General features: G+C 69.8%; 11 protein-coding genes. 4 read left to right on the plus strand and 7 right to left on the minus strand.

All coding sequences use genetic code 11. The features are described 5' to 3' along the window. Nucleotides 1–29: 29 nt before the first annotated feature. Entirely contained in the window at nucleotides 30–2,168 is a 2,139-nt protein-coding gene (locus ACFZDE_RS19275) for a SpoIIE family protein phosphatase (protein ID WP_391200942.1), read from the minus strand. Nucleotides 2,169–2,369: 201 nt separating this feature from the next. Here ACFZDE_RS19275 and aspS point away from each other — a divergent pair, with 201 nt between their 5' ends. Together aspS and ACFZDE_RS19285 are read left to right on the plus strand one after the other, a co-directional pair. Beyond that, nucleotides 2,370–4,133, plus strand: a complete 1,764-nt coding sequence (gene aspS / locus ACFZDE_RS19280; RefSeq protein WP_391200944.1) for an aspartate--tRNA ligase — start codon at nucleotides 2,370–2,372, stop codon at nucleotides 4,131–4,133. Between the two features lie 117 nt (nucleotides 4,134–4,250). Continuing rightward, complete coding sequence (locus tag ACFZDE_RS19285; RefSeq protein ID WP_390998749.1) at nucleotides 4,251–5,243, plus strand: intradiol ring-cleavage dioxygenase; 993 nt, start codon at nucleotides 4,251–4,253, stop codon at nucleotides 5,241–5,243. A gap of 115 nt (nucleotides 5,244–5,358) precedes the next feature. Here ACFZDE_RS19285 and ACFZDE_RS19290 read toward each other — a convergent pair whose 3' ends face one another. From ACFZDE_RS19290 to ACFZDE_RS19300, 3 genes are all read right to left on the minus strand, one after another. After that, on the minus strand, nucleotides 5,359–6,243 hold the full coding sequence (locus tag ACFZDE_RS19290) for a hypothetical protein (RefSeq protein WP_390998752.1): 885 nt from the start codon (nucleotides 6,241–6,243) through the stop codon (nucleotides 5,359–5,361). Between the two features lie 79 nt (nucleotides 6,244–6,322). Beyond that, a complete protein-coding gene (locus ACFZDE_RS19295; protein WP_391200946.1) occupies nucleotides 6,323–7,234 on the minus strand; it encodes a helix-turn-helix domain-containing protein in 912 nt (303 codons plus the stop codon). 285 nt (nucleotides 7,235–7,519) lie between these two features. Next, nucleotides 7,520–7,951, minus strand: a complete 432-nt coding sequence (locus ACFZDE_RS19300; RefSeq protein WP_391200949.1) for an ATP-binding protein — start codon at nucleotides 7,949–7,951, stop codon at nucleotides 7,520–7,522. A gap of 154 nt (nucleotides 7,952–8,105) precedes the next feature. Here ACFZDE_RS19300 and ACFZDE_RS19305 point away from each other — a divergent pair, with 154 nt between their 5' ends. Continuing rightward, nucleotides 8,106–8,981 (plus strand): Scr1 family TA system antitoxin-like transcriptional regulator, encoded by an 876-nt coding sequence (locus ACFZDE_RS19305; RefSeq protein ID WP_391200951.1) that lies wholly within the window; start codon nucleotides 8,106–8,108, stop codon nucleotides 8,979–8,981. Beyond that, nucleotides 8,978–9,187, plus strand: a complete 210-nt coding sequence (locus tag ACFZDE_RS19310; RefSeq protein ID WP_391200953.1) for a DUF397 domain-containing protein — start codon at nucleotides 8,978–8,980, stop codon at nucleotides 9,185–9,187. The genes ACFZDE_RS19305 and ACFZDE_RS19310 overlap by 4 nt, the downstream gene beginning before the upstream one ends. Here the strand turns inward: ACFZDE_RS19310 and ACFZDE_RS19315 are convergent. The 3 genes from ACFZDE_RS19315 to ACFZDE_RS19325 all read right to left on the minus strand — a co-directional run bounded on the left by ACFZDE_RS19315 (nucleotide 9,169) and on the right by ACFZDE_RS19325 (nucleotide 13,181). Next, nucleotides 9,169–9,534 (minus strand): PH domain-containing protein, encoded by a 366-nt coding sequence (locus tag ACFZDE_RS19315; RefSeq protein ID WP_390998766.1) that lies wholly within the window; start codon nucleotides 9,532–9,534, stop codon nucleotides 9,169–9,171. The genes ACFZDE_RS19310 and ACFZDE_RS19315 overlap by 19 nt on opposite strands. 126 nt (nucleotides 9,535–9,660) lie before the next feature. Further along, entirely contained in the window at nucleotides 9,661–11,379 is a 1,719-nt protein-coding gene (metG, locus tag ACFZDE_RS19320; protein WP_391200955.1) for a methionine--tRNA ligase, read from the minus strand. Between the two features lie 161 nt (nucleotides 11,380–11,540). After that, nucleotides 11,541–13,181 (minus strand): VWA domain-containing protein, encoded by a 1,641-nt coding sequence (locus tag ACFZDE_RS19325; protein ID WP_391200957.1) that lies wholly within the window; start codon nucleotides 13,179–13,181, stop codon nucleotides 11,541–11,543. Nucleotides 13,182–13,436: the final 255 nt, after the last annotated feature.

Genomic DNA, 13,436 nt, shown 5'->3' on the forward strand with positions numbered 1-13,436 from the left:
AACCACCGTCGTCCGGTCGGGCGTGACCGCTACGGCGACCAGGAGCCGTCGCCCGAGCCGTTCACCGACTCGTAGAGCTCGAACCAGATGCTCTTGCCCTCACCGCGCGGGTCGACGCCCCAGCCGTGCGCGAGCAGTTCGATCAGGACCAGGCCGCGACCGGAGGACGCCAATTCCCCGGGGCGGCGACGGTGCGGCAGATCGTCTCCGGCGTCCGTGACCTCGATCCGCAACCGCCGCCCGCCCACCTCGCCCGTGATCTCGGCGACCAGCAGCGCGTCGTGGTCGGTGTGCACGAGGACGTTCGTCAGCAGTTCGGACAGCAGCAGCACCGCCGAGTCGACCTGATCGGGCGAGGCCCAGTCGTGCAGCAGCTCGCGCAGCTGCTGCCGGGCGACCGCGACCCGCTCGGGCTCGGCCTGCGCGACGGTCAGCACCGAGCGCCGCACCGCAGGCCGTACGGTCATCGCGTCACCGCAGCCGCAGCCCCCGCCCTCCCGGCTCAGCAGCAGCATCGCGATGTCGTCCTCGCGGCGGTCCGCCAGCGGGCCGGTGGTGTGGTGCGAGGACGGCCCGTGCACCGCCTGCACCAGGGTGTCGGCGAGTTCCTCAAGATCGCCCTTGTGCTCCTCCAGGATCCCGCGCAACCGCCGCCACCCGCTGTCCAGGTCGTGCCCGCCGGTCTCCAGCAGGCCGTCCGTGCAGATCAGCATCGTCTCGCCGGGCTCCAGCGCGAGCCGGGTCGTGGGGTAGTCGCCGTCCGGGTCGATGCCCAGCGGCAGACCGCCCGAGGTCGGCCGGGTCAGCACCGTGCCGTCGGCCATCCGGATCGCCGGGTCCGGATGCCCGGCACGGGCGATGTCCAGCACCCCCGTCGCCGGGTCGACCTCGACGTAGACGCAGGTCGCGAAGCGCGCGTCGGCCGGGTCCTCGTCGCCGATGCCGTGCAGGAACCGGGAGGCCCGCGAGAGCACCGCGTCCGGCCGGTGGCCCTCCGAGGCGTAGGCCCGCAGGGCGATCCGCAGCTGGCCCATCAGCCCCGCCGCCCGTACGTCATGGCCCTGGACGTCGCCGATGACCAGCGCGAACCGCCCACTGGGCAGGGGGATCACGTCGTACCAGTCGCCGCCGACCTGAAGCCCGCCGCCCGTCGGGACGTAGCGGGCGGCGACGCTCATGCCCGGGATGCGCTGCGGTCCGAGCCTCGGCAGCATCGTGCGCTGGAGCCCGTCGGTCAGGGCCCGCTCGCTCTCGGCCAGGCCCGCCCGGGTCAGGGCCTGCGCCAGCATCCGCGCCACCGTCGCCAGCACGGACCGCTCGTCCGGGGTGAACGCGACCGGGTAGGTGAACGCCGCCATCCACGCGCCCATCGTCCGCCCGGCCACGGTCAGCGGCAGGAAAGCCCAGGAGCGGCGGCCGAAGCGCTCGGCGAGCGGCCAGGTCAGCGGGTAGCGGGCCTTGTAGTGCTCGGCGGAGGAGAGGTAGACGGCCCGGCCCGTGCGCACCACCTCGGCGGCAGGGTAGTCCGTGTCCAGCGGCATGTCCGAGAAGGGGCTCTCGGTGCCGTGCTGCTGCCCGTGGTGGCCGATGATCGTCAGACGGTCGCCGGAGACTCCGAACACCGCCAGCCCGTCCGGTGAGAACCCGGGCATCGACAGATTCGCGGTGACCCGCAGGACCTCGTTGGTGGAGCGCGCCTCCGCCAGCGCCCGGCCCGCGTCCAGCAGGAACGCCTCCCGGGAGCGCCGCCAGTCGCCGGTGACCGCGCTGCGCCCGGCCGGGGTGCCCGGTGTCGGCTCGGTGACCTCCTGGAGCGTGCCGATCAGCCGGTACGCCTTACGGGCCCGGTCGAAGGACGGTTTGGAGCGGCTGCGGACGACCCGCACGACTCGGCCCTGCTCGTCCATGATCCGGATCCGGACCTCGGCGAGGGTGCCCTCGGCCACGGCCAGCTGGATCACGCCGGTGATCTCGTTCCAGTCGACCGGGTGCAGCCGGGCCCGGGCCTGGGCCTCCGTGAGGCTGACTTGCTCGGCGGGCAGCCCGAGCAACCGGGCCGCCTCGGCATCGACCGTGACCAGCCCGGTGGCGGTGTCCCAGTGCCACAGGCCGGTCGCGAGGGCGGTGAGTGCCTCCCCCACGGCGGGCAGAGGCTCGCCAGTGCGCATTGCCCTACTTTAAGAAGAGGCCGTCGAACGCTGCCACCGATAGCGCACGTGTGCCCGAACGGCGGCGCGTGCCGGTGCGGAGATCCATCGCCGTGTGCCCGATCCATAACTGTGGAGAGCCGATCTTCGCCTGCCCGGTACGCTGGGGAGGCGTTTCACGTGAAACACAGACCCCGATCAGCGAAGACTGGATGAACGACGATGCATCGGTACAGGTCCCACACCTGCGGCGAGCTCCGCTCCTCTGACGTCGGCAGCGACGTCCGGCTGAGTGGCTGGCTGCACAATCGGCGCGACCTGGGCGGCATCCTCTTCATCGATCTGCGCGATCACTACGGCATCACGCAGCTCGTGGCCCGTCCCGGGACCCCCGCCTACGAGGCCCTCGACAAGCTCTCCAAGGAGTCGACCGTCCGGGTCGACGGCAAGGTCGTCTCCCGGGGCGCGGAGAACATCAACCCCGAGCTGCCGACCGGTGAGGTCGAGGTCGAGGTCGGCGAGGTCGAGCTGCTCGGCGCGGCCGCCCCGCTGCCGTTCACGATCAACACCGAGGACGGGGTCAACGAGGAGCGGCGCCTTGAGTACCGCTTCCTGGACCTGCGCCGCGAGCGCATGCACAAGAACATCATGCTGCGGTCGTCGGTGATCGCCTCGATCCGCTCGAAGATGGTCGCTCTCGGGTTCAACGAGATGGCGACGCCGATCCTGTCCGCGACCTCTCCCGAGGGCGCCCGCGACTTCGTCGTCCCCTCCCGTCTGAACCCGGGCAAGTTCTACGCCCTGCCCCAGGCGCCGCAGCAGTTCAAGCAGCTGCTGATGATCTCCGGCTTCGACCGCTACTTCCAGATCGCGCCCTGCTTCCGCGACGAGGACGCCCGCGCCGACCGCTCGCCGGGCGAGTTCTACCAGCTCGACGTCGAGATGAGCTTCGTCGAGCAGGAGGACGTGTTCCGGCCGATCGAGCAGCTCATGACCGAGCTGTTCGAGGAGTTCGGCGGTGGCCGTCACGTCACCTCGCCGTTCCCGCGGATCCCGTTCCGCGAGGCGATGCTGAAGTACGGCTCCGACAAGCCCGACCTGCGCGCCCAGCTCGAACTCGTCGACATCACCGACATCTTCGAGGGCTCGGAGTTCAAGGCGTTCGCCGGCAAGCACGTGCGTGCGCTGCCCGTGCCGGACGTCTCCGCGCAGCCCCGCAAGTTCTTCGACCAGCTCGGTGACTTCGCGGTCGCGCAGGGCGCGAAGGGCCTGGCCTGGGTGCGGGTGGCCGAGGACGGTTCGCTGTCCGGCCCGATCGCGAAGTTCCTCACCGAGGAGAACGTCGCCGAGCTGACCAAGCGCCTGTCGCTGGCCGCCGGTCACGCGGTGTTCTTCGGCGCGGGCGAGTTCGACGAGGTCTCCAAGATCATGGGCGCGGTCCGGGTCGAGGCCGCCAAGCGTGCCGGGCACTTCGAGGAGAACGTCTTCCGGTTTTGCTGGATCGTCGACTTCCCGATGTACGAGAAGGACGAGGAGACGGGCGCGATCGACTTCTCGCACAACCCGTTCTCCATGCCGCAGGGCGGACTGGAGGCCCTGGAGACCCAGGACCCGCTGGACATCCTGGGCTGGCAGTACGACATCGTCTGCAACGGCGTCGAGCTGTCCTCCGGCGCGATCCGGAACCACGAGCCGGAGATCATGCTCAAGGCCTTCGAGATCGCCGGGTACGACCGCGAGACCGTCGAGGAGAAGTTCGCGGGCATGCTGCGCGCCTTCCGCTTCGGTGCCCCGCCGCACGGCGGCATCGCCCCGGGCGTCGACCGCATCGTCATGCTGCTCGCCGACGAGCCCAACATCCGCGAGACCATCGCCTTCCCGCTCAACGGCAACGCCCAGGACCTGATGATGGGCGCACCGACGGAGCTGGAGGAGGCCCGGCTGAAGGAGCTGCACCTGTCGGTGCGCAAGCCGCAGCCGAAGTAGCCGATCTGGCATGAGTGGCTCGGAACCGTCGCCGGTTCCGAGCCACTTTCGCGTCCAGGGCTCTTGCCCAGCTCTCCCCCAGGCTCCTGACAGCCGCGCTCCGTAGCTTCCCTTCCCATGACGGGACAGGAGACGGCCCAAGGGCCGCAACACAAAAGGGACCTGACACGCCGCAAGGTCGTCGCCGCGGCCGCCGGTGCGGTGGTGGCGGCGGGTGTCGGCGGCGCGTTCGCCGCGGGCGCCTTCGCCGGCGAGAGGACGACGGCGGGCAAGGGGAAGACGGTCGGCAAAGAGAAGACGGCGGGAACCTCGGGTGAGGCCTGCTACAAACTGACCTCCGAGACGACCGAAGGCCCCTACTACATCGACGCGGACAAGCTCCGCCGGAACATCACCGAGGACCAGGAAGGCATTCCGCTCACCCTGCGTCTGAAGGTGATCGACGCCGGCACCTGCGAGCCCCTCGCGAACGCCGCCGTCGACATCTGGCACTGCAACGCGCTGGGCGTGTACTCCGGGTACGAGTCGATGGGCAGCGGGGGCGGTGGAGGGGGCGGTGGCGGTACACCACCGTCCGGTACGCCCTCCGGTACGCCGACCGGAACCCCTACGGGCGCGCCTCCGGGAGGCGGAGGCGGCGGTGGTGGGCACGAGGAGCCCACCGACGACGAGCGCTACCTGCGGGGCACGTGGCGGACGGACCGCAAGGGCGAGGTCGTGTTCCGCACGGTCTTCCCCGGCTGGTACCAGGGGCGTTGCGTGCACATCCACACCAAGGTGCATGTGAACGGCACCTGGACCGACGCGGGCTACGAGGGCGGCACGACCTGCCACACCGGGCAGCTCTTCTTCGACGAGGCGTCTGTGCTGGCCACGGCCGAGGTCGCGCCGTACTCCACCAACACCACCACCCGCACCACCCTCGACGAGGACAGCATCTACCCGGGCAACGGCACCGAGGGCGGCCTGCTGAAGCTAACGTACAAGAAGGGCGCCATCGCGAAGGGCGTCGTCGCCACGCTCACCATGGGCGTCGACCCTGAGGCCACGCAGGACGGCACGGGGGACGCGGTCCAGCCGGGCGCCTCGGCGTCGGCTTCGGCGAGCTGAGGAAGACGGGTGGGGCGGACGCGTACAAGTCGTCCGCCCCACATTCACGTACACCTTTCCCCGCCCGGCCTGCGGGGGGTCTGCGAACCGGGTCCGCCTCTCTGATGGTCCGGGGCTACTCGTCCGTGAAGATGTCTTCGGCCGTCGGGGCTGTGACGGCACGCCGATGCCAGTGGCGCAGGATCTCGGGGTCGCCGCAGCCGGTGATGCGGTCCCGGACCGCGTCGGGGACGTCGATGCCGCGCACGTCCAGGATGTCCAGGACGTCCTCGGCGGCGCGTCGGGCCACGCCTTCGGCTCGGCCCTCGTCGCGGATTTCCTCGGAGAGGGGTGACTTGTAAAAGGAGAGGTCCACGGCCACCAGTTTCCTCCACAGTCGTGCGGCCGGGTGCTTGCCCAGGCCTTGTGCGATGAGTTCGATGATCGGGTCGGCGATGCTCCGCGGTGTGTCCCGCAGAACGGTCGTCATCGATTTCAGTATGACCCCGGCGTCCGGATGCCTGGCGTGGGTGATCGCGCACAGCGTGGCGAGGGCGAGGTCCTTGCGGACTCCGGCCGGGTCGGTGATCACCGGCATGTTGTGCGGTCCGGCGACGAGTGGCCGCAGGGTCAGCAGGGGCCACTGGCGAGGGCCGAAGCTGACCTCGCGCGCGGCCCATTCCGCCGTGGCGCGGTCCTGGCAGACGACCAGCAGCAGCGGCTGCAGTCGGTACTTCGTGAGTAGGTACGAGGCGTAGTACGCCCAGCTGGCGGGCTTGTCGGGGTCTTTCCCGCCCTGGGCCTCGACCGCGAGGAGCAGCGGTTCACCGTCCTCCGTGTCCAGCCGCAGGAGAGTGTCCACGCGGCGTTCGACGGGGCTGGCCTCGGTGAGGTCGTTGGGTAGGACGGTGACCGAGGTGGGCGGGGGGACATCGATGCCGAGGACCTCGGACACCCCGGAGAAGAGGCCCGGATACTGCTGGAAGATGCGGTGCATCGCCTCGTGGGGCGAGCTGACCATGCGGAGTCCTCTGAAGGGGGAGGTGACAAGGAAGGGAAAGGGCGCCGATCTTCAGCGGCGCCGGGTCGTGGCCGACTCGTCAGGCGGCCGTGGGCGTCGGTTGCCGGAGTTCGCCGCAGTCCCGGCAGGTGCGTGGGTCGGGGCCGCGATAGCCGCGGTCGCAGGTGTCGCAGTTGCGGAGTGGGTGCCGGACGGGCGGGGGTGGCTCGGGGGTGCGGAACGGCGGCAGGGGCGGGAGCTCGGCGGTGAGGCGGTGGGCCAGGAGGGCGGCGGGGCGGCGCAGGGGCTCCGGTGGCAGGTCGGTGGTCAGGGCGTGGCGTACGGCGGTGAGGGTCAGGTCCCGTTCCAGCCAGGCGACCACACCGGGGGCGAGGTGTTCGGCGTCGGTGGCGGAGAGCAGCAGGCGGGGGTCCGTGCGGCGGAGGCCGGCCAGGATCTCGGTGGCTGTCAGGAGCAGGGTGGGGGAGGCGTATGCGGGTTTCGGCACGGGGGGCAGGGCGCGGCGGCGTACCGGTTCCCGCTGCGGGGCGGTGGCTGTTAGGCGGGCCGGGGGCCGGGGCGCTGCCTCGATCTTTTCGGATGTGGCGTCGCGTCGGCTGCCCGGCTGGTTGCAGGAGACGGTGCGTGTCACGATCCGGCCGGCCGGTGTGCGCTGGCGGGTGCGGCGCAGGTAGCCGTGGGTCTCCAGCTCCCGCAGGGCGGCGGAGATCCGGTTCGTGCCCTCGGGGAAGCGGGCGGCGAGGGTCTTGATGTCGATGGCTGCGCCGGTGGGCAGCGACTGGATGTGGCAGGCCAGTCCGATCGCCAGCAGCGACAGGTCCGGGTGCTGGGTGAGGTGGTTGCCGACCACCGTGAATCGGGTGGTGTGGCGGGTGTTGTCGTGGATGACCCCGCCGGGGTGCCCCTTCGCGCGGGCGGGCCTGGAGGGGTGGTTTTTCCCGCTGTTACGGGACTGAGCGTGGGGGTGCACGCTAGGGTTTTGGGTGTCCATCGGGAAGGGGTTTCTTCCTTGGTGGTCAGGCCCTCGCACTGGGATGCCAGTCCCTGCGAGGGCCGTTGCGTTTTCGGGGTGCTGAGCTGAGCTGAGCGTAGGGCAGGCAACCTGCCGCGAATCCAGCTCAGTTGGTGATGTTCACTCGGGCGAGTGAGCGTGTGCCGTGGGCGGGAGGGGTGGGGCTTGGTGCGGTTTCTTTCTCTCTCGTGTTCCTTGGGGGAGATCGCCCGTGGCACCGGAGCGCAGGCGGTGAGGTTCCGGTGCGTGTGTTGTTTCCGCTGGTCAGGTGCGCGGTAGGTCGAGTTCTGCCCATACGGTTTTGCGGGGTGCCGGCCCGAGCTGCACGCCCCAGCGGTCGGCGAGGGCCTCGACGAGGAGGAGGCCGCGTCCGGACTCTGCGTCGGGGGTTGGCGGGCGGTTGCGGGGGAGGTCGTCAGCGCGGGTGTCCGTGACCTCGATGCGGAGGGTCGCCGGGGCGCTCAGGAGCACGAGGCGGAAGTCGCGTCCGGGGAGGCGTCCGTGGGTGGCGGCGTTCGCGGCGAGTTCGGCGACGAGGTGCTCGGCGGCCTCGGCGACGCGGTGAGGCAGGCCGAACGTGCGCATCCAGTCCGTGGCGAGGAGCCGGGCGAGTCGGGCGCCGCGTGGCGTGGACGACAGCAGGACGCTGAAGTGGTCGGTGGGCGAGAGAAGTTGGGTGGACTTTTCCTGGTTCACGTCACTGAGCGTGGCGGCGCGTGCTTACTGTGAACAGTGACAGTGCTGATACGTAGGGTGACTGTCCGAGGCTTGTCGGCCGTTGTCCGGACCGTCGGAGACAGACCTACGGGTAGGGGCGTTACGGCACGGCGGTACGGCAGAGGGGTGCGGTATGTCGGTGGACGGCGAGGCGGTACGGCTCCGGACCGAGGCGGACGAGCCGGGGTGGGAGGTGGACCCCGACGACGAGTGGGGCGTGGCCGTTCTCGCGACAGTAGGGCGGCAGTTGAGGCTGCGGCGGGAGGCGGTGGGGCTGCGGGTCGCCGACTTCGCGGTGGCGGTCGGGTACGGGGAAGACCTCGTCTACAAGGTCGAGGGCGGGAAGCGGATTCCCCGCCAGGAGTACCTGGACAAGTCCGACGAGGTGTTGGGAGCGGGTGGGCTCGTAGCGGCGGCTTGGGAGGACGTGAAGAAGGTCCGGTATCCGAAGAGGGTTCGGGAACTGGCCAAGCTGGAGTCGCAGGCGGTAGAGGTCGCCGTCTACGAGAGCAACGGCATCAACGGTCTGCTGCAGGTCCCAGGCCATGCGACGGCGCTGTTCGAGGCCATGCAACCTCCGTACTCTCCGGACGAGGTGGAGCGCATGGTGGCCGCGCGTGTGGCTCGTGCGTCGATCTACGACCGTAATCCCGCACCTGCGCTCAGCTTCGTCCTGGAAGAGGCGGCTCTGCGTCGTCCGATCGGGGGCACAATGGTGTGGCGTCAGCAGCTCGAACGCTTGTTGGAGGTGGCGGGGCTACACAACGTCGTTCTTCAGGTGATGCCGTTGAACTGTGAAACCCACTCCGGCATGGACGGCAAGATCGAACTGCTGAAGTTCGCGGACGGTTCCGCCGTGGGACGCTCCGATGGTGCGTTCAGCGGTCGGCCGACCTCCGATCCGAAACACCTGCGCGTCCTTGAGCTGCGGTATGGCACCATCCGGGCCCAAGCACTCTCACCACGGGAGTCGCTGGCCTTCATCGAGCAACTGCTGGGAGAGACATGATCGGCAAGAGCACCGCTGGGGACGCCTCTGGGCTGGTGTGGTTCAAGAGCAGCTACAGCAGTGGCAACGACGGCAACTCCTGCGTTGAGCTTGCCGTCACCCCCGGCACCGTGCACGTTCGCGACTCCAAGAACGTCGAAGGGCCCCGTCTGGCGATCGCGCCCGGTGCCTGGGCGGACTTCTTGCCCTACCTCGCCACGAACTGAGTCAGGATCGCCTGGACCTCGTAGATGTCGACGCCCTTGGTGAACGTCTTCTCGATCGGGGTCGGGGTCCCGGAGATCCAGATCTTCAGTTCGGCGTCCAGGTCGAAGGTGCCGGCCGTCTCCACGGCGAAGTGGGTGATGCTGCGGTACGGGACCGAGTGGTATTCGACCTTCTTGCCGGTGATGCCCTGCTTGTCGATCAGGATCAGGCGGCGGTCGGTGAAGAGGATGGTGTCGCGGATGAGGAGGAACGCCGCGTGGACCTGTTCGCCGTGGCCGAGGAGGCGGGCGTAGTCCTGCTGGGCCGTCTGCGGGTTCACGGTGTGTGCGTTGCCGAAGAGTGCCATGTGTTCCCCCTGGTCGAGTCGGGGCGGCCTTCGTGGCCGTCCTGAGGGGATCTTCGCAAAGCACGGGGCCCGGGAGAAGGCTCTCGTTCTCCCGGGCCCCGTGCTGTAGCGAGCGCGTTACGCCGGTTACGCGGCCGGTTCGCCGCCGAAGCGCTCCTTATACGACTCCAGGTCCTCGTCCGTGAGCTTGGCGAACAGGACCGGGGGGATGGTGAAGGGAGTACCGGCCGGGACGGCGGTGAGGGAGCGGGCCTCGTCCGCGGTGGCCCAGAGCGCGGTGTCGTCCTTCAGGGAGAACGCCTCACGCATCTTCTTCGCCGACGTCGGGATGAACGGCTCGGAGACCACCGCGTAGAGGTGGATCAGGTTCATCGCCGTGCGCAGGGTGAGCGCGGCGCCCTCCGGGTTGGTCTTGATCTCCAGCCAGGGGGCCTTCTCCTCCAGGTAGGAGTTGCCCGCCGACCACAGGGCGCGCAGCGCGGCCGCCGCCTTGCGGAACTGGATGGCCTCCATCTGGGCCTCGTACTCCGCGAGCAGCCGCGCGATCTCCTCGCCCAGCTTCGCCTCCGCCTCACCGGGCTCGGCGCCCGCCGGGACCTCCTCGCCGAAGCGCTTCTTGGAGAAGGACAGCACGCGGTTGACGAAGTTGCCGAGGGTGTCGGCCAGGTCCTTGTTCACCGTCGCGGTGAAGTGCTCCCAGGTGAACGACGAGTCGTCCGACTCCGGGGCGTTCGCCATCATGAAGTAGCGCCAGTAGTCGGCGGGCAGGATGTCGAGCGCGTCGTGCGTGAAGACGCCCCGGCGCTGGGACGTGGAGAACTTGCCGCCGTAGTAGTTCAGCCAGTTGAAGGCCTTGATGACGTCGACCTTCTTCCACGGGGCGCGGGTGCCCAGCAGCGTCGCCGGGAACATCACGCTGTGGAAGGGGACGTTGTCCTTGCCCATGAACTGCGTGTAGTGGACGTTCGCGTCCGACTCCCACCACCACGAGCGCCAGTCGCGGTTCTCCGGGTCCTGGTCCGCCCACTCCTTCGTCGCGCCGATGTACTCGATCGGGGCGTCGAACCAGACGTAGAAGACCTTGCCCTCGGCGGCGAGGTCCGGCCAGGTGTCGGCCGGGACCGGGACGCCCCAGTCCAGGTCACGGGTGATCGCGCGGTCGTGCAGGCCCTCCGTCAGCCACTTGCGGGCGATGGAGGAGGCGAGGACGGGCCAGTTCTCCGCCCGCTCGTCGACCCACGCCTCGACCTCGCCGGCCAGCACCGACTGCAGGAGGAACAGGTGCTTGGTCTCGCGGACCTCCAGGTCGCTGCTGCCGCTGATCGCGGAGCGGGCGTCGATGAGGTCGGTCGGGTCCAGGACGCGCGTGCAGTTCTCGCACTGGTCGCCGCGGGCCTTGTCGTAGCCGCAGTGCGGGCAGGTGCCGATGATGTAGCGGTCGGGCAGGAAGCGGCCGTCGGCGATCGAGTACACCTGGCGGATCGAACGCTCCTCGATGAAGCCGTTCGCCTTCAGCTCGCGGGCGATCTCCTGGGTGATCTCGTGGTTCTGCGGGGAGGAGCTGCGCCCGAAGTAGTCGAAGGCCAGGTTGAAGCCGTCGTAGATCGCCTTCTGCTGGTGGTGGGCGTCCGTGCAGAACTCGTCCACCGGGATGCCCTGCTCCTTGGCGGCCAGCTCGGCGGGGGTGCCGTGCTCGTCCGTCGCGCAGATGTAGAGGACCTGGTGGCCGCGCTGGCGCAGGTAACGGGAGTAGACGTCCGCCGGGAGCATGGACCCCACCATGTTGCCCAGGTGCTTGATCCCGTTGATGTACGGAAGGGCGCTGGTGATGAGGTGTCGAGCCATCGCGGGCTGCTCCCAAGTCGCTACGCGGGGTGACGATCTCGTGGTCTCGGTCGTCTACGAACCTTGAAATCGTAGCTGACATGGGTACGCCGCCCGCCTCCCCTTTTGCGGGGTGGGACGCGGGCGGCGCGGGGTGGGGCGTGTGGGGGTGGTGGCGTGCCCTACGGGCGCCAGTTCGCCAGTACGCCCTCGTAGAGCTCCTTGTCCGTGAGCTCGCGGGGGGTTTCGCCGGCGAGGAAGTGGGACGTGTTGGGGGTCTTGAGCTTGCGGAGGTAGTCGAACGCCTTGTTCTCCGGGTCTCCGAAGGCGACGAAGGAGAAGAAGACGGTGGGGTGGGTCTTGGCGGCGTCGGTGAGGGCCTGGGTGGCCGGGGTCTTCGCGTCCGGGGCGCCGTCTGTCTGGAAGATCACGAGGGCGGGGGTCGTGGGGGCCGGGGCGGTCTTGTCGTGGTGGGCGAGGACGGCTTCCACGGCTGCGTGGTAGCTGGTGCGGCCCATGCGGCCGAGGCCGGCGTGCAGGTCGTCGATCTTGTTCTCGTGGTCGGTGAGGGTGATCTCGCCGGTTCCGTCGAGCTCGGTGGAGAAGAAGACGACCGGGACGGTGGCCTCGGGGTCGAGGTGCGCGGCGAGGGCGAGGGTCTGTTCGGCCAGGGCCTGGGCTGAGCCGTCCTTGTAGTACGGGCGCATGGAGGCGGAGCGGTCGAGGACGAGGTAGACCTTGGCGCGGGTGCCGGTGAGGTTGTTGCGGGTGAGGGTGGTGGCGGCGGCCTTGTAGGCGGTGGTGAGGGCGGGGGCCTGCTTCTTGAGTGCGGCCGGGGTGAGGGCGGGGGCGGCCTCGGCTTCGCCTTCGGCCGTGTTCTTGTTCCCGCCCGCACCACCCGTGCGGCTTTCGTCGTCGGGTGCGGGTGGCCCTTGCGGGGCGGTTTCGCCGTCGGCGGCCGCGGGCTCGGGGGCCTTCTTGGACTTCGTCCCCTGATCGGCCTTGGCCGCGGGTGCGGTCTTCTTCGTGGTCTTGGTTGTGGTCTTGGTTGTGGTCTTGGGCTTGGCCTGCGGCTTTGCTTCGGCGGGCGCCTTGTCCTCGGACTCGGACTCGGGCTCGGGCTCGGGCTCGGGCTCGGGCTCGGGGGCCTTCTCGGTCTTCGGCTCGGGCTCGGTCTTCGGCTCGGGCTCGGCCTCCGTCTTCGCGTCCGTCTTCGCGTCCGCCTTCGTGTCCTGCGTCGCCGGAGCGGCCTCCGCAACCGTGGCCTTCTCCGCCACGGCAGGCTCCACCGCCTCCGGCTCCTCGACGACCGTCGGCTCCTCGGCAACGGCCGCTTCCTCGGCAGCGGCCGGCTCCTCGACAACGGCCGCTTCCTCGGCAACGGCCGGTTCCTCGGCCGTGGCCGGCTTCTCGGCGGCCGTCGGTTCCGTGTCGGCCTCGGGCTTCTCGGCGTCCGCCGGCTCGGGCGCAGTACCCGGCTTGGCGGCAGCCTCCTGCTCCCCCTCCGTCGATCGTGTCGGCCTCGGGACCGCCACACGGTCGAAGGCCGCCGAGACGAGGTCGTGCTCGTCGGAGTCCGAGGCGGGGGGCTCGGGGGTGGCGGAGTCCGAGGTGCGGGGCTCGGGGACGTCGGCTGTCGGGGCGGGGGCCGGTTCGGGGGAGGGGGACGGGACCTTCGGGGCGTGGTCCGTGGCCTCGCCGGTCAGGCCCTCCGTGCCGCCGGTCTCGCCGGCGGTAGCCGTACGCGTCGCACCCTCCGCCTCGGCGGTATGTGACTTGCGGGATCGTCCGAACGCGTTCCGCAACCGAGTGAGAATGCCCATGTGCGCGCAACCCTTCGCGTGAGTTGAAGCCCGTCAATCCCTGGCCAGGACGGACACGTAAGGTTAGCGGCCCTCCTGTGTGATCTTGGGCAGGGTCTGGTGTGCCAGGTCCAGTCTGTCAAGAGGGCATCCGGCCTGCGGCGGTGTCGCCGGGCCTGATCTCCGCAACCCCCGTACGTCACCCGTGGGTTCAGCCGTTGTTCACCAGGGCGACCGGCTCTCGCACGCATGCGCCCCTACGGTCACGCTGACACC

The organism is Streptomyces sp. NPDC007929, assembly GCF_042959065.1.
GTDB lineage: Bacteria > Actinomycetota > Actinomycetes > Streptomycetales > Streptomycetaceae > Streptomyces.

Coding starts and splice junctions, on each gene's coding strand:
- ACFZDE_RS19275 (WP_391200942.1), bottom strand. CDS start 2,168: ATGCGCACTGGCGAGCCTCTGCCCGCCGTGGGGGAGGCACTCACCGCC.
- aspS (WP_391200944.1), top strand. CDS start 2,370: ATGCATCGGTACAGGTCCCACACCTGCGGCGAGCTCCGCTCCTCTGAC.
- ACFZDE_RS19285 (WP_390998749.1), top strand. CDS start 4,251: ATGACGGGACAGGAGACGGCCCAAGGGCCGCAACACAAAAGGGACCTG.
- ACFZDE_RS19290 (WP_390998752.1), bottom strand. CDS start 6,243: ATGGTCAGCTCGCCCCACGAGGCGATGCACCGCATCTTCCAGCAGTAT.
- ACFZDE_RS19295 (WP_391200946.1), bottom strand. CDS start 7,234: ATGGACACCCAAAACCCTAGCGTGCACCCCCACGCTCAGTCCCGTAAC.
- ACFZDE_RS19305 (WP_391200951.1), top strand. CDS start 8,106: ATGTCGGTGGACGGCGAGGCGGTACGGCTCCGGACCGAGGCGGACGAG.
- ACFZDE_RS19310 (WP_391200953.1), top strand. CDS start 8,978: ATGATCGGCAAGAGCACCGCTGGGGACGCCTCTGGGCTGGTGTGGTTC.
- ACFZDE_RS19315 (WP_390998766.1), bottom strand. CDS start 9,534: ATGGCACTCTTCGGCAACGCACACACCGTGAACCCGCAGACGGCCCAG.
- metG (WP_391200955.1), bottom strand. CDS start 11,379: ATGGCTCGACACCTCATCACCAGCGCCCTTCCGTACATCAACGGGATC.
- ACFZDE_RS19325 (WP_391200957.1), bottom strand. CDS start 13,181: ATGGGCATTCTCACTCGGTTGCGGAACGCGTTCGGACGATCCCGCAAG.